The organism is Gammaproteobacteria bacterium (assembly GCA_016712635.1).
Classification (GTDB): Bacteria; Pseudomonadota; Gammaproteobacteria; order SZUA-140; family SZUA-140; genus JADJWH01.
The window spans coordinates 256,460-278,835 of record JADJQS010000002.1 but is presented as its reverse complement, the minus strand read 5'-3'; the positions used below and the strand labels follow the sequence as shown (position 1 = coordinate 278,835).

Sequence of the window (22,376 nt, the reverse complement as noted above, 5' to 3'; positions counted from 1 at the left end):
CGTCCTGAGGTAAAGCCCATGCGTTACACCGGTCTGATCGAGAAATACCGCAACCGCCTGCCGGTCGGTCCCGACACCCGCATCATCAGCCTGGGGGAAGGCGCCACGCCGCTCATCCGCCTCGACAACATCCCGCGCCTGATCGGCAAGGAGGTCGAGATCTTCGTCAAGTTCGAGGGGCTCAATCCGACCGGCTCGTTCAAGGACCGCGGCATGACCATGGCGGTAACGAAGGCGGTGGAGCAGGGCACCCGCGCCGTGATCTGCGCCTCCACCGGCAATACCTCGGCCTCGGCCGCCGCCTATGCCGCGCGCGCCGGAGTCAAGGCCTTCGTGCTGATCCCGGACGGCAAGATCGCCCTCGGAAAACTGGCCCAGGCCATGATGCACGGCGCCTGCGTGATCCAGATCAAGGGCAATTTCGACGCCGGCATGGAGCTGGTGAAGCAGATCGGGCGCGAGGCGCCGATTGCGATCGTCAACTCCATCAACCCGTTTCGCCTGCAGGGCCAGAAGACGGCGGCCTTCGAGATTGTCGAGGAACTCGGCGACGCGCCCGACTACCACTGCCTGCCGGTCGGCAACGCCGGCAACATCAGCGCCTACTGGATGGGTTACAAGGAGTATCACGCCGACGGCATCGCCCGGAAGCTGCCGGTCATGGCCGGCTACCAGGCGGCCGGCGCGGCGCCGTTCCTGCGCGGGCACATGGTCGACAACCCGGAGACCGTCGCCACGGCCATCCGCATCGGCCACCCGCAGAGCTGGGACCTGGCCTGGCAGGCGAACCGCGAATCGGGCGGCTGGTTCGACGAGTTCACCGACGCCGGGATCCTCGAGGCGCAGAAGCTGCTCGCCGACCGGGAGGGCATCTTCTGCGAACCGGCCTCGGCGATCTCGCTCGCCGGCGCCCTGCGCGACATCCGGAGCGGGCGCATCCCGGAGGGCAGCCGGATCGCCTGCACCCTTACCGGGCATGGGCTCAAGGACCCGGATACCGCGATCAAGCAGTGCGCGGGTTCGGTGCTGACGGTCGAGGCGAGGCTGGAGGAGGTCAAGCAGGCCATCCTGGGCCGCCTGGACTGAGTCCCGGTCCGCCTGGGACGCGATCCAAATTAATATATCCAGGTCAATACATTATCAATAATAGTTCAAGTCCGTTCACGTCAGGGTCCGCGCCCCCGCGCGCACCGCGCGGCCCGACTGTGATCACGTCCCGCCCTCATCCGAATTCGTTATCCGATCCAAGCCGTTAGAGCGGCATTTCGCTAACACTCACCCCGCCCGGGACCGATATAGGGAGCGGGATCAAGGCTGGGCCTGCCACAGGCGCGGCGGCGGGGGCGGAGTGTCTGCACCAGAGTGTACGAATCGGGTTCTGAACGAGGACAGCCTGCCGGTCCGGTTCCTCACCTTCCAGGTGGTGGTGCTGGCCGCCGGCATCGCCGTATCCCGCCTGCTCGCCTTCCTGGTGCGCGACTGGGAGTACGCCATCACCCAGGCGGAGTTCGAGTTTCTCGCCGGGACCCATGCCTCGGACATCACCAAGGAGGTGGAACGCCACCTCGACCTGATGAATTCGCTGGTCGGCCTGTACAGCGCCTCGGATAACGTCACCCGCACCGAGTTCCGGCGCTTCGTCGATCACAACCTCGCACATCACCGGGACCTCCAGATGATCGCCTGGGTGCCCCGCGTCACCGCCGCAGCGCGCGCGGACATGGAGGCCGGGGCCGCACGCGCCGGGTTTGCCGGCTTCCGGTTCACCGAACTGAGCGACGAGGGCCGGTTCACCCCGGCCGCGGCGCGTCCGGCCTATTTCCCGATCTATTTCGCGGAACCCGTGCAACAGAACAGCCACCTGCTCGGCTATGACCTGGCCTCGGATCCCGCCATGCGCACCGACCTGGAACAGGCGCGCGACACGGCGGACTGGGTCAATGCCGAGAAGCTGGTGTTCGACAACGGCGGCTCCGAACAGTACGGCGCCCTGCTGGTGCAGCCCGTGTACGCACGCGGCGCACAGCTCGACGGCGTGGACCTGCGCCGGCGACATCTGCAGGGGTATCTGCTCGAGGTGTTCCGGATCGGCGACATGCTGCGGGAAGCCTTGCGGGACAGCGCGGTGCAGGGCATCGACATCTGGGTCTATGACGAGAACGCTGCCGTCGACGAGCGCTTTCTGTACCGCTACCGCGGTACGGATGCACCGGTCCCGGTGGACGCGGGACTGGTGCCGCAGGATGCGCCGGGTCCGGCGCGTTTCACCTGGGAGACCGACCTCAGCATCGGCGGCCTGCACTGGTCGCTGGTATTCAGGCCTGCGCCCGCCTATCTGGCCGGCCGGGTCTTCTGGCGCGCCTGGGCGGTGCTCGGTGTCGGGATCACGCTGAGCATGCTGCTGTACCTCTACCTGCGCGTGATCGCGGCACGCGCGCAGCGGATCGAAGCGCTGGCGGTCGAACTGGGCGCGAGCAACGCGGAACTGGAGCGCGAGATCGCGGAGCGCCTGCGCGCCGATGCGCAGATGCGGAAGCTGTCCAGCGCGCTGGAGCAGGCGGCGGACTCGGTCATGATCACCGATGCCGGCGGCACGATCGAATACGTCAATCCCGCCTTCACCGGCATGACCGGCTACGCGCGCGAGGAGGCGATCGGGCGCCGGCCGGACATTGTCCGGTCCGACCGCCACGATGCGGATTTCTTCCGCCGCCTGTGGGAGGCGCTCAATGCCGGACAGGTGTTCCAGGACATCTTCGTCAACCGCAAGAAGGACGGCACCCTGTATTACGAGGAGAAGACCATCACGCCGCTGAAGGACGCCGGGGGCAGGACCACCCATTTCATCTCCAGCGGCAAGGACATCACCGAGCGCATGCAGGCGGAGGAACGCCTGCACCGCCTCGCCTACCACGACGTGCTGACCGGGCTGCCCAACCGCGCGCTGTTCATGGAGCGCCTGGTGCACGCGCTGAACCGGCGCGGCCGGCAGAAACTGATGGCGGTGATGTTCCTCGACATGGACCAGTTCAAGACCATCAACGACACGCTCGGCCACGACGTCGGCGACCGGCTGCTGCAGGCGTTTCCCGGGCGCATCGCCGGCTGTATCCGCCAGGGCGACACCATCGCGCGCTTCGGCGGCGACGAGTTCGCAATCCTGCTGGAGGACGTCGAAGGCGGAGACGCGGCGGTGCACGTGGCCGGCAAGATCATCGAGCAACTGGCCCGGCCCTTCGCGGTTGACGGCCACGAGCTGTTCGTCACCACCAGCATCGGGATCAGCCTGTATCCCGACGACAGCGGCGACGTCTATACGCTGCTGAAGCACGCGGATTCGGCCATGTACCGCGCCAAGGAGCTCGGGCGCAACACCTACCAGTTCTACTCGCACGAGATGAGCGCCAAGGCCTACGAGCGCCTGTCGCTGGAGACCAGCCTGCGCCATGCCCTCAACCGGGGGGAATTCGAGCTGTACTACCAGCCGCAGATCGATCTGGCGGACGGCCGCGTGACCGGCGCCGAGGCGCTGGTCCGCTGGATCCATCCCGAGATGGGCATCGTCAGTCCGGAACGCTTCATTCCGCTGCTGGAGGAGACCGGCCTGATCGTGCCGGTGGGGAACTGGTCCTGCGTTCGGCCTGCGAGCACTGGGCGAGTCGAGCGCGCGGCCGCTGCGTGTCGTCCACCTGTCGCCGCCAGCTCCACGACCTCGGCTTCGGCGATCGATGCGATCTCCGCCGCTCCGGCGTCGATCCCGCCCTTCACCGAGAAACGACCTGCCTGCCTGTCCGGTTCGCGATCGACGACTTCGGCACCGGATATTCCTCGCTGAGCTACCTCAAGCGCTTCCCGGTCCACACCATCAAGATCGACCGCTCCTTCGTGCGCGACATAACGCTGAACAGCGACGACGCGACCATCGTCAACACGATCATCCTGATGGCGCACAGTCTCAAGCTCGCGGTGGTCGCGGAGGGCGTCGAGACGAGCGCGCAACTGGATTTCCTGCGGCGCTGCGGCTGCGACCTGATGCAGGGCTACCTGTTCAGCCCTCCCCTCACGGTGCACGAGATGAAACGGCTCCTGCTGGACGGCAGGGGTCTCGACCTGAGCTCCGCCGCCTGAGCCGTCCCGCGCCCCGGGCTAGGAGGGATTCTCCGCCAGCCTGCCCGCCCAGTAGTCGGCCTGAGCATCGGCCTTGGGTAACCCGAACCAGCCTTCCCGGTATGCCACGTACATGTATTCCTGCGCCTCGCGGACGCCGTTTTCCGCCGCGGCCCGATACCAGTCGACCGCCGCCGCCTCGTTGGGATCGACGTAGAGTCCGCCGTGATACATGAGGCCGAGGTTGAACTGGGCGCGACCGTCGCCGCTCATGGCCAGCGGCTTCCACACGTCATAGGCCGTGCGGTAGTCGCCGGCGAGGGCGAGGTCGTAACCGGCGGCGTAGGGATCGGTGGCGGCCGTCGATGCGAAGGCAAGCGACGGCAGTAGGGCGAGAAGTGCATACTGCAGGCGGGGGCGAAACGTATTCATTGCGGTAACTCCTTCCGTGCCTGATGAACTGTGGTGCAGTAAATTGAGATCACCTTTCGGTGGCCGTTCCTCCGCTACTCCTCTCCACATAAGATAGACGCCCCGCACGGGGTCCGGGTTCCCCCGCCTTTTCCGCGGTGAGAACTGTTTCGCGCGGCGAACGTCTATTCCAGCCCGATGTATCCGGCGGCCGTCCACGCGGCGGCGCCATAGTTGTCCGCAACCGGGTCGACGAGCGTCGCCAGGTCGAGGCCCCGGGCGACGCCGGCGTGGTCGCTCCACGTCACGCGGATCTCGATGCGCGCGGTGTCTCCCGAGTCGTCGACGGACCAGGCGCGGGTGTACATCGGCGTCGTATCCGCGTCCGCGGGTTCGAGCGCGGCGGTCCAGGCATCCATGCCGTCGGATGCCGCATCGGTCCCGGCGACGGAGATCGCGCCATAGAGCATCTCCAGGCGCTGCTCGGCCAGCAGTACGGCCTGGGTACGCGCCCTGGCCTGCGTGTCGCCCCGGAACAGTTCCCCCTGGAGGCGCATCAGTGCGCTCAGCGCGAACAGGCTGATGCCGAGCGTGATGAGGACCTCCAGCAGGGCGAAACCGCGCGCGCCTTTGGCGGTCGCGCCGCGCGCTCCGGGGCTGGCGGCGGAGCGTGACATGTTCACAGGTCGATCCAGCTCCCCGGGACGAAGGCGTAGCGTCCGGACTGATGCAGGGATTCCAGGTGGCCGGCGTGATAGATGAGCTCGGCCGGGCCGGTGTCGACGGCATCGCCCGCGACGACGACGGCGCCCTCCACCGCGAGCGGCGCGCCGCCCGCGGTCCAGTCGCCCAGCACGAACAGCAGTCCATGGATCCTGAGCGCGCCCGCCGGCGCGAAATCGCCGGCGACGATCGCGACGACCGGGTGTTCCTCCGTCCCCAGCTCACCCGCCGCGATCGTGACGGGCGCGCCGTCGTTCTCGAACCAGACGAGCCGGGCGCCGGACGGCGCCGTGGCAGGATCGCACGCGGCGCAGCGCGCGACATGGGCGGCGGAACGCATGGCCTGCGGCGCGCGGCCGAAGGTGTTGGCGAAAAACGCCTCCGGCGTCAGCGCGCCGATGCGGGCGTCATCCGCGCAGATCCCGGACGGCGGACAGGAGGCGGGCGCGGAGAATTGCGGGTCGAGCGCGCCGCCGGGCGTGTATGCGCCTCCGGTCCACGCGCCGACCGGACGTTCCAGGTTCACCAGCGTGAGCGGATCCGCGGGCGCCAGGCCGCCGCGCGCCACCAGCGGCGCGGGCGGCACGTTCGGCAGCAACGGGGCGAACGCCGCCAGCAGCGTCGCCGATCGCACGCCGCCGCCCGCGCCGGTGGAGCCCTCTGCCTCGAGGCGGAGCAGCCTGGAGTCGTACGGGATCAGCGCACGGTTGTGCGCCTCCGCGCGGTAGTCCGTGCCGTTGGGCAGGGTGGCGGCGCCGGCATCGAGCGCGGTCCAGCCATCGGCGTCGTATTCCAGCGACGCGCGGTCGAGCGCGGCGAGACCGTTCAGCGTGTGCTCGAGGCCGGCCTGCGCGGCGGCGAATGCCGCGCGCGCCTGCTCATCGTTCGCCGCGAGACGCTGCTCGACGACGCCCACGCGCGCGGCGTAGAGCGTCATCAGGCTCAGCGAGAACAGCAGCATGACGGTGACGACCAGCGTCGCGGCGCCGCGCTGGGTGCCGGCGGCGCGGACCGGTTCAGCGGATCTCATGGTTGCGCACGCTGACGCTGGTATCGAGCCGGTGGCGCACCGCGGGATCGTGCGCGATCTCGCCCTCCAGGCGTATGCCGATCTCGCGCGCCACGATCTCGCGTCCGGTGCCGTCGAAGGGCTCGGCGCGCTCGGCGAGGGAGAAGGACAGGGCGGTGACGCGGACGCCGTCCGGGTCGTTCATCAGCCACCAGGTGCCGCTGCCGCAGTCCGCGCAGGTGGTTCCGCCGCAGGCATCGTCACTGGTCTTGAGCTGGACGCCCGCGCCTGACAGGCGGAAGCCGTGCTGGTCCCCGGGGTCCGGCGCGCCGTCCGCGTCGTCCTTGTCCTCGTCATAGCTGTACAGAAGGCAGTCGCCGTCGACGAGGCGGATGGGGGCGTAGCCGTTGGCGGCGGTGCCGTCGAGGGTGAGCTCGGCGCGGCTCCAGTAGCCGGCGCGCCGCACGTCGTCCGCGATGAGTGCCATCAGCGACCACAGCGTCTGCTGCAAGTGGGCGGTCTTGAGCACGGCGGCATTGGCCCTGACCACCTCCGCGTGGAGATAGGAGACGCCCGCGAGGACGAACAGTCCGAGGGTGATCGCCACCATCAGTTCGACCAGGCTGAAACCGCACTGGCGTACGCGCGTCAGCATGGCGGATACCCTCCCAGGTGGTCGGAGCAGAGCCTCACCCGGCCGAGCGCGCTCAGCACGACGTCCACCGCCTGCGCGCCCGCAGTGAGCGTCACCGTGCCTGCGTTGACCGTGCCGCGCGCGGGCTGGAACGTCGCCGTCTCCTGGCGCAGGTTGGTGGCGAGCGCGATGCGCCGGAACCGTTCCGCGGAAGCGCCGTGCACAGGCGCGTCCGCGACCCGGCAGGCGCCGTCCGCCCGGCAGTCACACGGACCGGCGTCGCTCAGGCCGTAGCACCAGTGTGCGTCCTCCGTGTCGATCCGGAACGAGACACTGACCGGGAGGTTCAACCGCAGCGCCTCGGCGCGCGCGAGCAGCAGGTCGCCGCGGAGGTTTTCCGCGGCCCCGCGCAGGCGCTGGCGGTCGAGCAGGTCGAGCAACGAGGGGGCGGCGGTGACCGCGAGCACGGACAGCACCGCGAGCGCCAGCATCAGCTCGATGAGGGTGAAGCCGTGTGGTAGAGTGCATCGCATAGCAAATCCGTTTGCCAACGATCCGACGCATACCGGCGGTCAGGGAGACTGCCGCAGCCGCGATCCGTGCGGCTCGTCGTAGTCTAGCGCCGCGCCGGGCGCGAGACAATCGGTGCCGCGGCAGGCGGACACAACCCAGGGAGGAGGGATCATGCCGCGCCGGGACAGGGACGTACACGGACACGGGAAGGACGGTTTCACCTTGATCGAACTGCTGGCCGCGCTGGCCATCCTGGGCATATTGATCACCATCGCCTTCCCTCGTATCACGACATGGTGCGCAAGAGCCGGCGCACGGACGCGACGATGGAATTGTTCAGGATCCAGCTTGAGCAGGAGCGCTATCGCGCCACACATCAGCATTACGCCGAAGGGCTTACGGCGCTGGGCTGGCCGGCCGAGGAGGTCGATTCTCCGGCCGGCCATTACCGCATCACGCTGGAGGCAGTGGTGGACCCGATGACCGCCTTCCGCGCCCGCGCCACGCCCCGTACCGGGACCGACCAGGTCCACGACGCGTGCGGGACCCTGACGATCGACCAGAACGGTCCCGGTCTCGACGATCCGGAACAGGCGGGATGCTGGCCGCGCTGATGCCACAGGGAGACTGAGGTGGGGGCTGCAGCGCCGGAGCTGGTTCTGTTGATCCCGGCCTGTTCGGCCCGCGCGGCGCGGCCGGGGATGATGCGGCGGGGGCGGGCGCACTGACCCGTTTGCTAGCCCGCGCCGAGGCGCAGCCGGCCGGACGCGGCGGGCTGACGGCCGACCTGTTCAGCGCCTTCGGCATCGGTGCGCACGGCGCGGCCGAACTGCCCGCGGCGCCGCTGACGCTGCTGTCCGACGGCGGCAGCCCGGGGGGCGGCTATTGCCTGCGCGCGGATCCGGTGCACCTGCGCGTCGGCCAGGATCGGGTGGTGCTGACCGGGGCGGGACCGGTGCGCCGGGAAGAGGCCGCCGCCCTGTGCGGGGAAATCGGGCGACACCTTGCCGATTCGGACCTGGCGCACGCGGTGGTGCCGGAGGCGCCTGACCCCGCGCGCTGGTACCTCCGTCTGCCGCAGGCGCCTGCCGTGGACTTCACTCCCCTCGACATGGTGCTGGGACAGGACATCCGGCCGCACCTCCCGCAGGGCGAGGACGCGCGCGCCTGGCGCCGGCTGCTCAACGAGATCCAGATGCTGCTGCACGCCAGCGAGGTCAATCAACATCGCAAGGCGCGCGGGGAGGCCGAGATCAACAGCGTATGGTTCTGGGGCGGCGGCACCCTGCCGGCGGCGGGCCGGCACGCATTACTCAGGTGTGGAGCGAACATCCGCTCGCACGCGGGCTCGCCCTGAATGCGGGACTCGCGCCGCGCGGCCTGCCGGCGGACGCCGCCGCCTGGTTCGGCGGCGCCGGCGCCGGCCGCCACCTCGTCGTGCTCGACCGCCTCGCCGCGCCGGCGCTGCTCGGCGACGTGGAGGAATGGTACGCGGGGATGCGGGCGCTGGACGAGCGCTGGTTCGAACCGCTGTGGACCCTGGTGCGCGGCGGGAGGGTCGCCGCTATCACCATAGGCGGGGGCGGCGCGCTCGATTATCATGTCACACCGAAACTGGCGCGGCGCTGGTGGCGCCGCGCGCGGCCGTTCACCGCCTTCGTCCGGGAATCGCGCCGGCACCTGGAAGGACAATAATGACAAATTTCCTCATTCAACGCCGGCAGACCGCTGCGTCGGACGCGGAAAACGGTTTCCCGGCCGACCTGCATCCGGTGCTGAAGCGCATCTACGCCGGCCGGCGTATCGGCACCGCGCGCGAACTCGAGCGCTCGCTCGAAAGCCTGCTGCCGGTGGAGCTGCTGTCCGGCTGCGATGCGGCGGCGGAACTGCTGCATGAATTGCTGGAATCCGGCGGCCGCATCCTGATCGTCGGCGATTTCGACGCCGACGGCGCGACCAGTTGCGCGCTTGCCATGCGCGCCCTGCGCATGATGGGCGCGCGCTCGGTCGACTACCTTGTGCCCAACCGCTTTGAATACGGCTACGGTCTCACGCCCGAGATCGTCGCGCTCGCGCAACGCCAGAATCCCGAGCGGCCACCCGAACTGATCATCACGGTGGACAACGGCATCTCCAGCGTCGAGGGCGTGGCGGCGGCGAACCAGAGCGGCATCCGCGTGCTGATCACCGATCACCACCTGCCGGGACGGCAGCTCCCGGCAGCCGCCGTGATCGTGAACCCGAACCAGCCCGGCGACGCGTTTCCGAGCAAGTGCCTGGCCGGCGTCGGCGTGATCTTTTACGTCATGCTGGCGCTGCGCAGGCGGCTGCGCGAGGCGGGATGGTTCGCCGCGCGCGGGATCAACGAGCCCAGGCTCGCCGAACTGCTCGACCTGGTGGCGCTCGGCACCGTGGCCGACGTGGCGGTGCTCGACCAGAACAACCGCACCCTGGTGGCGCAGGGGCTCGCGCGCATCCGGCGCGGGGCGGGCTGCGCGGGCATCCGCGCGCTGGGCCGGGTGGCGAAGCGCGATGCGGCGCGGCTCACCGCGACGGACCTCGGCTTCGCCCTCGGTCCGCGCCTCAATGCCGCCGGCCGGCTCGAGGACATGTCGCTCGGCATCGAATGCCTGCTGTGCGACGACGAGGCCGCCGCCCTCGCGATGGCGGAGCGGCTCGACGAACTCAACCGCGAGCGCAGGCGCATCGAGGGCGAGATGCAGGTCCAGGCCCAGGCCTGCCTCGGCCTCCTCGCCGCCGACGCGCGGCCGGACGCCGAGGGCGTGAGCCTGTGCCTGTACACGAGGACTGGCATCAGGGCGTGATCGGGATCCTGGCGTCGCGCCTGAAGGAACAGTTGCATCGCCCGGTCATCGCCTTCGCGCCGGGTGGGGATGGCGAGATCGGGGCTCGGCGCGCTCGGTCGCCGGCCTGCATATCCGCGACGCGCTCGACGCGGTGGCGACGCGGCATCCCGGACTGATCATCCGCTTCGGCGGACACGCGATGGCGGCCGGCCTGACCCCCTGCGTGCGGAGGATTTCCCGGCCTTCCGGGACGCCTTCGAGGCGGAGGTGCGCCGCCATCTCGATCCGGCCGAGCTGCGCGGGGTGATCTACAGCGACGGCGAGCTCGCCGCGGAGGAGATCTCGCTCGACCTTGCCGAGCTGCTGCGCGAGGCTGGCCCCTGGGGACAGGGCTTCCCCGAACCTGTGTTCGACGGGCGCTTCGAGATCACGCAGCGGCGCCGCGTCGGGGAGCGCCATCTCAAGCTGGTGCTCCGGCTGCCGGGGACCATGCGACATGTGGACGCCATCGCATTCAATACCGGGACGGAGGCGCTCCCGGCGGGACAGGGCGAGATCCGCATCGCCTACCGGCTGGACGTCAACGAATACCGCGGCCAGCGCAGTCCGCAACTGATCATCGAGCACATCGTCGACTGAGGATCGCCGCGGAATGTCCAGCAGTTCGTCATGCCCGCGTACGCGGGCATCCAGGGTTTCCCGCGCATTCTGGATTCCCGCTTCCGCGGGAATGACGACGCTACGGGATTTCCGTTTGGGATTTCCGGTGTAGTACAATGCCCTGCTTCATTTCATTGGCGGACAACATGCTCGAACTCAACCTCGTATTCACGCGCATCAAGGACATGCAGGGCCGCCTCGCGGACCTGGGGAGGTATCTTTGACCTCGCTACCAAACGTGAACGGCTGATCGAGGTCGGGCGCGAGCTGGAGGATCCGGCGGTGTGGAACAACCCGCAGCGCGCGCAGGAACTGGGACGCGAGCGGGTGCGGCTGCAGGAGGCGGTGGGCGGAACCGACAGGCTCGAGGAAGGCCTGGGCGAGGCGCGCGAACTGCTCGAGCTCGCCGACGCGGAGGGCGACGCGGATACCGCCGCCGCGGTGATCGCCGACCTGGACGAATTCGAGCGCCAGCTCGCGGCGATGGAGTTCCAGCGCATGTTCCCGGGCGAGATGGACTCGCAGCAACGCCTTCCTCGACATCCAGGCCGGCGCCGGCGGCACCGAGGCGCAGGACTGGGCGCAGATGCTGGAGCGCATGTACCTGCGCTGGGGCGAGGCGCACGGCTTCCAGACCGAACTGATCGAGGCCTCGGCGGGCGAGGTGGCGGGCATCAAGAGCGCGACGGTGAAGTTCGACGGCGAATACGCCTACGGCTGGCTGCGCACCGAGACCGGCGTGCACCGCCTGGTGCGCAAATCCCCGTTCGATTCCGGCAATCGCCGCCACACCTCCTTCGCCGCGGTCTATGTGTCGCCGGAGGTGGACGACGACATCGAGATCGACATCAATCCGGCCGACCTCAAGGTAGACACCTATCGCGCGAGCGGCGCCGGCGGCCAGCACGTCAACCGCACCGAATCGGCGATCCGCATCACCCACGTGCCGAGCGGCATCGTGGTCGCCTGCCAGAGCGACCGCTCCCAGCACAAGAACCGCGCCACCGCGATGAAACAGCTCAAGGCCAAGCTCTACGAGCGCGAACTGAACGCGCGCAGCGCGGTGAAGCAGGCGCTGGAGGACAGCAAGAGCGACATCGGCTGGGGCAACCAGATACGTTCCTACGTGCTCGACCAGTCGCGCATCAAGGATCTGCGCACCGGCATCGAGACGGGCAACACGCAGGCGGTGCTCGATGGGGCGCTGGACCAGTTCATCGAGGCCAGCCTCAAGCAGGGTGTATAGGGGACAGACCCCGTTTTTTCGTCTTTTTCAAAAAACGGGGTCTGTCCCCATCCAGGAGCGTCATGACGGAAGAACACGACGAACAGGAACAGGTCGCGCAACGGCGCGACAAGCTTGCGGCCCTGCGCGAGCGCGGCAACCCGTTCCCGACCGATTTCCGCCGCAACGTGGTCGCCGGCGAGCTGCACGCGGAATACGATGCCGCCGATGCGGAGGCGCTCGAGCACGACGCGCGGCGGGTGAAGGTGGCCGGCCGCATGATGACGCGCCGGCTGATGGGCAAGGCGAGCTTCGTCCACCTGCAGGACATGTCGGGACAGATCCAGCTCTACATCCAGCGCGATGTGATCTCGCCCGAGGCCTACGACGAATTCAAGCGCTGGGACATCGGCGACATCCTCGGCGCCGAAGGTGTGCTGTTCAAGACCAAGACCGGCGAACTGTCGGTGAAGGTCGATGCGATCCGCCTGCTGCCAAGCGCGCTGCGCCCGCTGCCGGACAAATACCACGGCATCGCCGACCAGGAGCTGCGCTACCGCCAGCGCTATCTCGACCTGATCATGAGCGAGGTCACGCGGCGCACCTTCCGCGTGCGCACCGCCGTCGTCGATTACATCCGCCGCTTCCTCACCGAGCGCGGCTTCCTCGAGGTCGAGACGCCGATGATGCAGCTCCTGGTGAGCGGCGCCGCGGCGCGCCCGTTCAAGACGCACCACAACACGCTCGACATCCCGCTCTACCTGCGCATCGCGCCGGAGCTGTACCTCAAGCGTCTGGTGGTCGGCGGCTTCGAGCGCGTGTTCGAGATCAACCGCAACTTCCGCAACGAGGGCCTGTCGACGCGCCACAACCCCGAGTTCACCATGCTCGAGTTCTACCAGGCCTATGCCGACTACCACGACCTGATGGATCTGACCGAGGAGATGCTGCGCGGACTGAGCCTGCACGTGCACGGCGCGACCGCCTTCGAGTACCAGGGCGCACAATTCGACTTCGGCCGCCCGTTCCGCCGCCTGAGCCTGCCCGAGGCGATCCTGCACTACAACCCGGAGATTCCGGCGTCCGGTCTCACTGATGCGATGAAACTGCGCGCCCTGCTGCGCGCGCGCGGCTTCGCGGCGAAGGATGACTACGGCCTCGGCAAGCTGCAGCTCGAGCTGTTCGAGCAGACGGTGGAATCAAAGCTGCACGAGCCGACCTTCATCACCCAGTATCCCACCGAGGTGTCGCCGCTGGCGCGCCGCAACGACGCCGACCCGGCCGTGACCGACCGTTTCGAGCTGTTCATCGGCGGTCGCGAGATCGCCAACGGCTTTACCGAGCTGAACGACGCCGAGGACCAGGCCGAACGTTTCCGGGCGCAGTTGCAGGCGCGCGAGGCCGGCGACGAGGAGGCGATGCTGTTCGACGCCGACTACATCCGCGCACTGGAGCACGGCATGCCGCCGACCGCCGGCGAAGGCATCGGCATCGACCGCCTGGTGATGCTGTTCACCGATTCCGCATCAATACGGGATGTGCTGCTGTTTCCGCATATGAAGCCGGAGTAGGGACCGCGCATTCTGTCGCCAATCAAAGGCTGGTCGACCAGGATTATCCCGTGGCGGGTGGTGGTCTACGACTTATCGAGCAAGCCGTCGGGGACGATTGAGTAGAGTAGGGATCCGAAATGGCTGCAAATCAGAACAACGTGGCTGGTCGCTAAAAAATAAGTGCAAACTATTATTATCCTGTGTACCTTACGCAAAGTTTAATTGTGCAGTGAGAATAGTAGGTTGAGTCATGTTGCAATTACTTGGCGGCGCCGCGATGATGGTCCCTTTCCTGATTATCAATATCGCAGGATTGGTAATTTCTCTTAAGAAACGCCCCTACCATAAGCATGCCGCCACGATCGCAGCGCTTGCCTATGCTGTATTGATTATGCAGCTCTTGATAAACCGCTCGATATTCATATGGCTTGAATGGGCGAAGGTGCATGATGTCGCGATTTTTCCGCAAATGACAGATATCGAGCGCTTGGGAAATATAGTCAGATATGCTGGATATGCTGCCTATGTGGCGATTATGTGCAGTGTATTTATTGGTAGAAAAGCGACGGGCGGATCCTTTGAGAAACCTTCCATTATTGTGGCAGTCAGCGCGGCACTCTTAGCGCTTAGTCTCACTCTTGACCTCAGTCAGTCTCCCAACCTTGCTATGGCATTATCATTTGCCAGAATAGGCGCCAGTGCAGCATTGCTGTGGGCGCTCTGGGGTTGGCGTAATGATGCAGATTTGCTGCCGACTCCTGAGGTGCAACTGGCAGACCAGGCTGGCAAGCCAGCGGGCGGGATGTTTGAAGAAGTGGATTATGTACCCTTCGTCGCGGGCGTGCTGGTGCTTGCGGGTCTCATAGCGGTGCCCATCCTATGGAGCATGTTTTTGGATATGGAGTATCCGAGCACGCTGTTTTCATCGCTTCTCTCTTGCGGCATTTTTATCTATGCGCACGACAAAAGAGGCAATTTCTCAATTATAAAATTTCTGTTTGGCATGGCATTTATCCTGATTCAGATAATACGCACTGCCAACCAGTATGGTGGCGGTCCCCCATGTTTGTTGCCGGAGGTGTTGTAGGGCTTGTGGTTATGATGGCATGTGGATGGGTGGGAATTTTAATCGCACGCTATATCCGGCGTGCACTTGCGCGCCGTTAATCCTCGCGCGCGAGCAACTCAATATTGCCACCAATGGCTGCTGTGTTAATGGTCAGCGTGCGTTCGGTAACAAAACGCGTAAGGTAGTGCGGCCCGCCTGCTTTGGGGCCTGTGCCTGAAAGCCCTTCGCCACCGAAAGGTTGCACGCCCACAGTAGCCCCTGTCATGCTGCGGTTGAAATACATATTGGCTGCGCGTATGTGTTTTGCAACCAGCTGCATATTATCTTCAATGCGGCTTTGCAGGCCGAAGGTGAGGCCATAGCCGGATGCGTTAATCTGCATGCAGATGGCCTCCAGTTCCTGGGAGCGATAGCGGATGATATGCAGCACCGGTAGGATCTCAGAATTATCAATCTGAATGCTTTTGAGGATGGTCCATCTATTGCTCGTGTGGATCCGTGATAAATCCAATACGAGTCATGCCGGCCTTGCCGGCGGCGGCCATGACCTTTGCCACAGACTCATAGTAGGCAAGCCGGTCGGCGTGGATATGTAATTCCGGTTGAGGCTGCAGCGCCGAGGCGGACGCGAGGCGTGAGTCGATATCTTCCAGGTTGACCTGCTCCCCGTTCCAGAACACGGAGCCGTCTTCCTTTATGGATAGTTCGATATGTTCGAGCTGCGTTTGGTTGGTCGTATTGCTGGCCTTGGGCAGATCGATTTTTATCGAATGGGTAAGCAACGGCGCCGTGATGATGAAAATCACCAGCAATACCAGCATGACGTCGACCAGCGGTACGACATTGATTTCAGTGATCGGTGATGACGTGGATTTATTGTTCAGGCTTCCGAAGGCCATGGCATTCCTCAAACGGCTTTGACCAGGGGACGGGCGGGGCGGGGATTAGCACCCTGCGCGGGTTCCGGATCATCGGCCCCCACGGTGACCAGGGTAATCAGATCATGGGCAAATGCCTCGAGCCTGGTCAGCAGGATACGGTTGGCGCGCGTGAAGTAGTTGTAGGCGAGTACCGCCGGAATGGCGACCGCCAGGCCCAGCGCCGTCATGATCAGGGCTTCTCCCACCGGTCCGGCCACCTTGTCCAGCGTGCCTTGACCGGCGAGCCCGATCGAGACCAGGGCATGATAAATGCCCCATACCGTGCCAAACAATCCGATATAAGGGGCGGCCGATCCGGCGGAGGCCAGCAGCGTCAATCCATGCTCGAGCCGGGCCGTTTCCTGGTCGATCGCGTTTCTCAAGACACGCGTCAGGTACTCATTGATCCCGCCCGCGGCCGCGAGTTTCTGCTTCCCGTGACGATCCTGCTGTCCGGCAAGACAGGCGGTATGGGCCAGTTGTGAAAAGATGTTATCCAGGCCTTTTTCGTCGTGGAAAGCCGTCTGGTCGAGGGATTCCGCCTCCCAGAATTTCGCCAGGAAGTCGTCAGCGCGCCGGCGCGCCAGGAAATTCTGCAGGCCTTTGGTAAGGATCAAAAACCAGCTCGAGACCGACAGCAGAAGCAACAGGACGAGAACGACCTTGCCCAGGGTGTCCGTCTGGGTGAGGAAATGAGAAAAGCCCAGGGTAGATTCCATGATGACCTCAATTGATGACGAAATTGATCGATTGGAGGGCGACGGCAGAAGCAGGCTGCCCGTTCCTGGTCGCCGGACGGCAGCGCCAGCGCTGCACCGCCTGTTGTGCGGCCTCGTCGAGGCGAGGGGATCCGGAGGTACGATTGACTTCGGTGCGTACCACGCGACCGGAGGTATCCAGGTAGACCCGCAGGACCACTACTCCCTGCTCCCGCATCCGTTTCGACCAGACGGGATAGACAGGCGCGGCCCGTTGCGGGCAGGCCACGGCCAGTTCAGGTAGAACGACCTGCTCCGATTCGATGGCGACTTCTTCGGGCGCCGCCGACACAGCGACAGGTTCAGGTTCCGGGATGGGTTCCGGTGCCGGCGCTACATAGTCGGTCGGCTCGAAAACAGGCGCCTCTGAGACGATTTGCGGTTTGGGCGGGGGCTCTATTACCGGGCGAGGTTTGGGCTCCGGCGGTGTCGGGACGGGCGTCGGCTCCGCCTGTTTCGAGGGCGTCTGGATCAGCGATACGAACAGGGGCGCCGTCTGTTCAATGGCCAGGCGGATCTGCGTATTCCATAACGCCCAGATGAGACCAGCATGTAACCCAATTACAAGGGTGAGAGGGATCCATTTAGGTGTCGTGGACTTGGGTTGTATCGTGGCAGTATATTTATACATTTGTATAAATCTTCTCTTCCAACTCCTTCTCCTTGTCTCCCGAATAGCGAGAATGACAGTCTCGACTCAGCAGGCCTGGAAACAATCCTTCTGCCTTTGGCACGTTTACACAAAACGTAAGACACCCGCCTACCACGAAAGACAGGCAGCCACACGCGCCTCATCAACGTGCAGCGAAAACGACCAGCCATTGCGCTCACACAGCCGTTGAACAATACCCAGGCCCAGACCATACCCGTGAGACGACGACGTCTCGGCCGGCGCTTGCCGCCCATCAGGGTCACTGCTCACCTGATTGGTGACTAATAGCTCGTGCTCGTTGATGCGAATCGTGATCGGTCCTTGCCCGTCGAGCGTGTGCTCGAACGCATTTCGCACAAGATTATTGACCGCGATAGAAAAAGCCTGTGGATGTCCGCAGACTCTGGGTTTTGCAAGTTCGTCGATATCAACATCGACGAACTTGCCGTTCAGCAGGTAGCGCTGCTGATCTATCGCCCGGCTCACCAGCGGCATCACTAAAAACTGCTCGTCATACAACCCGTCGTCGGTTTCGCGAGCGAGGCACAAGAACATTTCAATCGTGGTTTTCATGTCGAGCGTCGCACGCCTCACTCGATCTACCACTTTCACATCGGCCGCTGACAGGTCGCTTTGTTCCAGCAGCTCAAGCGCGCCTGTTATCACCGTGATCGGTGTCCGCAACTCATGACTGGCTGAATCGGTAAAGTATCGCTCCTCGCAACAAATGCGCTGATACGCTCAAGAGTCTGCTCAATAGTCCCAGCGAGTACGCCAACCTCATCATCACCGAACCGGCTAGACTCTGCGTTTATGATCTTCGGACGATAGATGTTCCAGGTCGATGTCCGCGACCACTTTGGCGAGTTGCACGACAGGGGCGACAGCTCTACGCATCACAACAAGTCCCAGCCCGAAACCAAAAGCACCGAGCGTACCCACGACACCGGTGATAACGAGCAGCCACCACCAATCCTCTGACGACGCAGCCTCAATCCCGGCAACGTCGAAAACCACAAATGCGTGTCGCTGTTCATTATCGGTAGGTATTACCGCGACATGTAATTCTTCGGTCTGGAATTCGTACAATCCCTCATCGGGGTTTGTCTGCGCCCATTCCCTGAGTGATTCAGGCAAGCTACCAACCTCATCGTATCCGCGAAGGTTCATCGTCAGAGAGGGATAGCTTTCGGCGGCACGCTGTAGCTGATGCGCTAGCACACGGTCTTCGCTCAACCTGATCGCAGCGAAGAAAGCGAATCCCCAGGCCACGCTAAGTACAGCAACACACATCGCAAATGCAATTGCGACACGCTTGCGCAAACTGTGCCGGTACATTACTGAGCATCCTCTGCAATTCGGTACTCGATGCGATGCACTGTATGTATTAGCGGGCTATCAAACGGCCTATCGATAGCCTGCCGCAGCTTGTACATGTGCGAGCGAAGCGCATCACCATCGGGGCGCTCGTCAGTCCACAACAAAGTTTCCGAGATCCTCGCGAGCCACAACAGACGGCGCCTCTTCCATCAATCGTTGAAGTAGTCTCATGCCCGCAGGTGAGATCGATGCGCCGCCCCGCGCGAAGCACTTGCAGCGTGGACCTGTTCATAGTCAGATCACCAACAGTTAACAGGTTGCCGGTATTTCGGTGACTACGTTTGTACAGCGCCTGAAGTCGCGCATGTAGCTCTTGTAATGAGAATGGCTTGACCAAATAGTCATCAGCTCCCGCCTCGAACCCCTTAAGTTTATCGTCAAGCGTGTCTCTCGCCGTTAGCATAAGCACGGGAGTTTCTACTTCAGCATCAGCTCGCAGCTTTTGGCAGAAACTTAGGCCATCCATCCTCGGAAGCATCAGGTCTAGAACAATAACGTCGAACCGACTCGTCAACGCCAGGTGCATCGCGTTTATCCCGTCATAGGCAAAATCCATAACATAGCCATGCTTTTCAAGATACGCGGCAATGTTCTCGCAAATGTCGCGGTTGTCTTCGACAATCAACACTCTAATCGGCGCCGCACCAAGCGCGTGTACCATCTTCTGCCCCCTTACCAGGCGTAATCCAGACGCAGACCAATAAGCGGCTCGGCTTCGTTATCGTCTTCCACTTCAACGCCTCGGCGGTAATCAAACTCGGTGTCGTCGCTCGAGGACGCTGCCGTTACGTTGATGACATCGAGAAAGGTTGTTACATCTATGGGGCCAAATGCGCGCCGATAGTCAACGCGAAGGTTCAACAAGCTGTAACTGCTTTTGCGGCCAACATTACGCTCAGTGATCTCTTTCGAGTAGCGTAGAGGTTGTCCGGCTCCCAGCACGTCTGAGTGAATAATAAAGTCTTCGTCTGGCCTGCCAGAAAGATATTTGTAGCGCCCGGCGACCTTCCAGCGGTCGTTGATTTCCCAGGTCAGACCGAGGGTCGAGACATGCTTGCGGCTGAAGTCGGCAGCTACGTCACCGCGACCGTCCTTCCGGTCAACTACGGCATCGTTATAAGAGTAGGTTGCGGTAGCGTAAATGCCTTCTCGAATCGTACGGTTGGCCACGACATCGAAGCCGCGCGATGTGCCGTCACCAATGTTTGCAAATGTTCCGCTAACGCGATCAAGGTCTACAACCAGGCTGTCGAGGCCTTGATAATAGGCTTCAGTCAACACCGACCAGCTGTTGTTCGGGAAATATTCAAAACCTAGACTACGGTGCGTGATTTCTTCGGTCTTGAGGTCGTTCGACTCGTTAGCGGAAAGATCTAAAAATCGCGGCGATTGATGAAAGAGCCCTGCGGTCGCAAAGTATCTAACCGTATTACTCGGCCGCCAATTGACACCGAACCTGGGCGACGCGAAGCTTTCGTCTGCAAAACCGTCCCGTTCGAACCGCACGCCTGTGCGAAAATCCCAATCGCCGCGCTCAAAAACCTGTTCTACATAACCTGCGTAGCTCGTTTCTTTCTGATTTAGTGAAGAGTTGGTGTTGGCGGGAGTCAACACAATATAACGCTGATCGGGGTCTGCCCTGAAATCATCGTCGTCGTAGATAAATTGGATCCAATCGCCATCCAGGACGGTGTCATAGTCCAGTTCAATTTGCGTTACTCGAATACCGGCACTGAACATGCCCCATTGATTCGCCGTCTCGAAGTCGCTTCCCCAGCCGATCTCTGTTTCATCTTCACCGATGGTAATAATGTCTTCCCGTACCGGAAAACTGGACGCAGGTGATCCCGCTGGTACGAGATCAGGAAAAGATTCCCCCTCTGAACTGATCTTGTCGCTTGTGCGGTAGTAAACCTTGTTGGTCCAGACAGCATTTTCACCGATCAATGATCGCAGTGTCAGACCGTGCAAATCACTATCTTGTTCAGAATCTTGAAGTGCAGCATCTTCGAAATTGGGCGACGCAAAAACGTGAGTCACATCGCGGGTATAGTCTTCGTGTGTATCTATCAGTAGGATTTCGAACGTGTGGTTCTGGTTGATTGGTATGACCGACTTTACGATGATGTCTCTTAGCACAGGATCTCCAATGTCCCGTTCTTCGATCGTTTCAAAAAATGCTCCGAAATCAAGTCGTCGGGCGGAAATGAGCAAAGAAGAATCTTCGGTGATACCGGCAGGGCCGTCGTAACCAACTTCATAGCCTGCAAGGTCGAGGCGCAGACTTGCTGAAGGGCTTGGGTTGCCATCGGCGACTTCCAGTTTGAGCAGCGAAGCCGCCCGGCCGCCATAAGCCGCACCCCACCCACCCGGTGAAAATTCTGCCCCGCTGATAACATTCGGTGCGAAAATCGAGAAACGGCCGCCACCACCGACATCTTCTTGTTCACCGAGTGACGCATCAAAGTGCACCGCTTTGTCAAAGGGAAAATCATCAACGAACATCAAATTATCTCTTGGGCCACGGCCGCGTACGCTAAAGTTCGCGAATTCACCGGTGGATGCCAAGCCAGGTAGCCCGTCCAGCGATAGCAGCGGATCTCCGCCACCGCCAACGGCACTTCGCAACGCTTCTCTATCGAGGTAGGTGCTGGAAGCTGATGCAAGCGCATCAGCTTGCCGTGCTTGAACCACTATTTCCTCAAGTACCTGTTCTCTAATTAGTTCGAATGCAACCTGTATATTTTTGCGCGTAATCACGCGTAGGCTTGGCTCATACGATGATGCGAACCCGCTTTTTGCCACGTTCACCGAGTAGAGGCCCGGGTCGAGCTGTTCAACGACGACGCGACCTCCTGCGTCGGTTTCTACTGATCGTGTGGAATTAGTTTCCCGTTCCGTGATTATGATCTGCACAGTTGAGAGTGGCCGGTTGGTATTCGCATCTGTGACAATGACAGTCAGTGCACCGGGCGCCTCTGCTCGCCTGTCCAACGCAAGGGAAATGCCGGCACGACACTCGGCATAGGAAGAATAAAGAACGCCTGGTCCAGTCCGTAAAGAATAAAGTATGCCGTTCCATCTGTCGATCCGGTTCCATGCGGGAATAGAAGTACACCAGCATTGCATGATCGCGAGTTGTCGCTCTGCGATAAACACGCACCCGTTCAACGCTCTACAAACAGAATAGCTCAACATAATGTTGTAGTGGTCTGCGTGGACGTCGCAATGAAAAAGCGGAACCGATCAAATGCAATGCAAGGGCAACGAGGTCGATGTCGTCGGTATAATTGGTTGCATGGCGCAGCAAACTCTCCATTTCGCACAGTTGCAGCGAGAGTGCAACAATACGCCCATCTTTCATCTGGAAATGATTGCCGCCAGCACCCAACACCTGGGAAATATAAGCCCAGAGGCATATGAAGTGCGGATGGCGAAACTAGGCTGAGTGTCTACGGAAACGAAGCAAGTCCATTACCCTTAACTCAACCGTCCGTGATAAAGGGGTAGAGCCCCCCTGCTTTCATCCATGAAAGAGTTAAGAGTATCCTACTGGAGGATACAGAGGGGGGAAGGCATCCGAATGCTATACACAATCGGCCTATCACCAATATGCCGACTTCGTCTAATTAGCTATTGGGCATTCAGGAACAGTCATGCGATCTAGTCAATCAAGAAAGCGCCTTTTAGCCGCTTTTGCTTATGTCACGGCATTTGCGCTCGTTCTGGCAAGTTGTGCCAGTCAACCCTCACCGGAGGCATACGACCCTCCAGGCTTCTTCCTCAGGGTTACTTCACGGCTTCCTAATTCTGTTTAGCTTCATCGGCAGTCTCTTTACCGACATCCGCATTTATTCGTTTCCAAACTCAGGCGGCTGGTATGACTTCGGCTATTTAATTGGCGCAAGCATATTCCTTGGAGGTGGTGGTGCAAGCGCAGGATCCAACTGAGCAC

Annotated in this window: 19 protein-coding genes and 4 pseudogenes; 11 read left to right on the top strand and 12 right to left on the bottom strand. The window is 62.8% G+C overall.

Annotated elements, in window-relative coordinates; translation table 11 throughout:
- Positions 1-18: 18 nt before the first annotated feature.
- From IPK65_04490 to IPK65_04480, 3 genes are all read left to right on the top strand, one after another.
- Positions 19-1,086: a threonine synthase gene (locus IPK65_04490; GenBank protein ID MBK8162413.1), complete on the top strand. Its 1,068-nt coding sequence runs from the start codon at positions 19-21 to the stop codon at positions 1,084-1,086.
- 262 nt (positions 1,087-1,348) lie between these two features.
- Positions 1,349-3,835, top strand: coding sequence for a diguanylate cyclase (locus tag IPK65_04485; GenBank protein MBK8162412.1), 2,487 nt, complete (start codon positions 1,349-1,351; stop codon positions 3,833-3,835).
- A gap of 50 nt (positions 3,836-3,885) precedes the next feature.
- Positions 3,886-4,128, top strand: coding sequence for an EAL domain-containing protein (locus IPK65_04480; protein ID MBK8162411.1), 243 nt, complete (start codon positions 3,886-3,888; stop codon positions 4,126-4,128).
- An 18-nt stretch (positions 4,129-4,146) separates the two neighbouring features.
- Here IPK65_04480 and IPK65_04475 read toward each other — a convergent pair whose 3' ends face one another.
- The 5 genes from IPK65_04475 to IPK65_04455 all read right to left on the bottom strand — a co-directional run bounded on the left by IPK65_04475 (position 4,147) and on the right by IPK65_04455 (position 7,417).
- A complete protein-coding gene (locus tag IPK65_04475; GenBank protein MBK8162410.1) occupies positions 4,147-4,539 on the bottom strand; it encodes a sel1 repeat family protein in 393 nt (130 codons plus the stop codon).
- Positions 4,540-4,703: 164 nt separating this feature from the next.
- Positions 4,704-5,195, bottom strand: a complete 492-nt coding sequence (locus IPK65_04470) for a hypothetical protein (GenBank protein ID MBK8162409.1) — start codon at positions 5,193-5,195, stop codon at positions 4,704-4,706.
- A gap of 2 nt (positions 5,196-5,197) precedes the next feature.
- Positions 5,198-6,271, bottom strand: a complete 1,074-nt coding sequence (locus IPK65_04465; protein ID MBK8162408.1) for a hypothetical protein — start codon at positions 6,269-6,271, stop codon at positions 5,198-5,200.
- The gene (locus IPK65_04460) at positions 6,258-6,905 is read right to left on the bottom strand and encodes a prepilin-type N-terminal cleavage/methylation domain-containing protein (GenBank protein ID MBK8162407.1); all 648 of its coding nucleotides are present in this window, start codon (positions 6,903-6,905) and stop codon (positions 6,258-6,260) included. Before IPK65_04460 ends, IPK65_04465 begins: the two co-directional genes overlap by 14 nt.
- Positions 6,899-7,417 (bottom strand): GspH/FimT family pseudopilin, encoded by a 519-nt coding sequence (locus IPK65_04455; protein MBK8162406.1) that lies wholly within the window; start codon positions 7,415-7,417, stop codon positions 6,899-6,901. The genes IPK65_04460 and IPK65_04455 overlap by 7 nt, the downstream gene beginning before the upstream one ends.
- A gap of 151 nt (positions 7,418-7,568) precedes the next feature.
- Here IPK65_04455 and IPK65_04450 point away from each other — a divergent pair, with 151 nt between their 5' ends.
- From IPK65_04450 to IPK65_04415, 8 genes and pseudogenes are all read left to right on the top strand, one after another.
- On the top strand, positions 7,569-7,880 hold the full coding sequence (locus IPK65_04450; GenBank protein MBK8162405.1) for a prepilin-type N-terminal cleavage/methylation domain-containing protein: 312 nt from the start codon (positions 7,569-7,571) through the stop codon (positions 7,878-7,880).
- Positions 7,868-8,011 (top strand): hypothetical protein, encoded by a 144-nt coding sequence (locus IPK65_04445; protein MBK8162404.1) that lies wholly within the window; start codon positions 7,868-7,870, stop codon positions 8,009-8,011. Before IPK65_04450 ends, IPK65_04445 begins: the two co-directional genes overlap by 13 nt.
- Before the next feature lie 119 nt (positions 8,012-8,130).
- Positions 8,131-8,754: a hypothetical protein gene (locus IPK65_04440; protein ID MBK8162403.1), complete on the top strand. Its 624-nt coding sequence runs from the start codon at positions 8,131-8,133 to the stop codon at positions 8,752-8,754.
- Entirely contained in the window at positions 8,715-9,092 is a 378-nt protein-coding gene (locus IPK65_04435) for a hypothetical protein (protein MBK8162402.1), read from the top strand. The genes IPK65_04440 and IPK65_04435 overlap by 40 nt, the downstream gene beginning before the upstream one ends.
- Positions 9,092-10,843: pseudogene (gene recJ, locus IPK65_04430) on the top strand (single-stranded-DNA-specific exonuclease RecJ). Before IPK65_04435 ends, recJ begins: the two are co-directional and overlap by 1 nt.
- A 167-nt stretch (positions 10,844-11,010) precedes the next feature.
- Positions 11,011-12,110: pseudogene (prfB, locus tag IPK65_04425) on the top strand (peptide chain release factor 2).
- A gap of 62 nt (positions 12,111-12,172) precedes the next feature.
- Positions 12,173-13,660 (top strand): lysine--tRNA ligase, encoded by a 1,488-nt coding sequence (gene lysS / locus IPK65_04420; protein MBK8162401.1) that lies wholly within the window; start codon positions 12,173-12,175, stop codon positions 13,658-13,660.
- Positions 13,661-13,892: 232 nt separating this feature from the next.
- On the top strand, positions 13,893-14,729 hold the full coding sequence (locus IPK65_04415) for a hypothetical protein (GenBank protein ID MBK8162400.1): 837 nt from the start codon (positions 13,893-13,895) through the stop codon (positions 14,727-14,729).
- 76 nt (positions 14,730-14,805) lie between these two features.
- Here IPK65_04415 and IPK65_04410 read toward each other — a convergent pair whose 3' ends face one another.
- The 7 genes and pseudogenes from IPK65_04410 to IPK65_04380 all read right to left on the bottom strand — a co-directional run bounded on the left by IPK65_04410 (position 14,806) and on the right by IPK65_04380 (position 21,550).
- On the bottom strand, positions 14,806-15,222 hold the full coding sequence (locus tag IPK65_04410) for an aldehyde dehydrogenase family protein (GenBank protein ID MBK8162399.1): 417 nt from the start codon (positions 15,220-15,222) through the stop codon (positions 14,806-14,808).
- Entirely contained in the window at positions 15,191-15,610 is a 420-nt protein-coding gene (locus tag IPK65_04405) for a biopolymer transporter ExbD (protein MBK8162398.1), read from the bottom strand. Before IPK65_04405 ends, IPK65_04410 begins: the two co-directional genes overlap by 32 nt.
- An 8-nt stretch (positions 15,611-15,618) precedes the next feature.
- Complete coding sequence (locus tag IPK65_04400; protein ID MBK8162397.1) at positions 15,619-16,350, bottom strand: MotA/TolQ/ExbB proton channel family protein; 732 nt, start codon at positions 16,348-16,350, stop codon at positions 15,619-15,621.
- A gap of 7 nt (positions 16,351-16,357) precedes the next feature.
- The gene (locus IPK65_04395; GenBank protein ID MBK8162396.1) at positions 16,358-17,020 is read right to left on the bottom strand and encodes an energy transducer TonB; all 663 of its coding nucleotides are present in this window, start codon (positions 17,018-17,020) and stop codon (positions 16,358-16,360) included.
- A gap of 129 nt (positions 17,021-17,149) precedes the next feature.
- A pseudogene (locus IPK65_04390) lies at positions 17,150-18,379 on the bottom strand (HAMP domain-containing histidine kinase).
- Positions 18,379-19,055: pseudogene (locus IPK65_04385) on the bottom strand (response regulator transcription factor). Before IPK65_04385 ends, IPK65_04390 begins: the two co-directional pseudogenes overlap by 1 nt.
- Before the next feature lie 38 nt (positions 19,056-19,093).
- Positions 19,094-21,550, bottom strand: coding sequence for a TonB-dependent receptor (locus IPK65_04380; GenBank protein ID MBK8162395.1), 2,457 nt, complete (start codon positions 21,548-21,550; stop codon positions 19,094-19,096).
- Between the last annotated feature and the right edge of the window lie 826 nt (positions 21,551-22,376).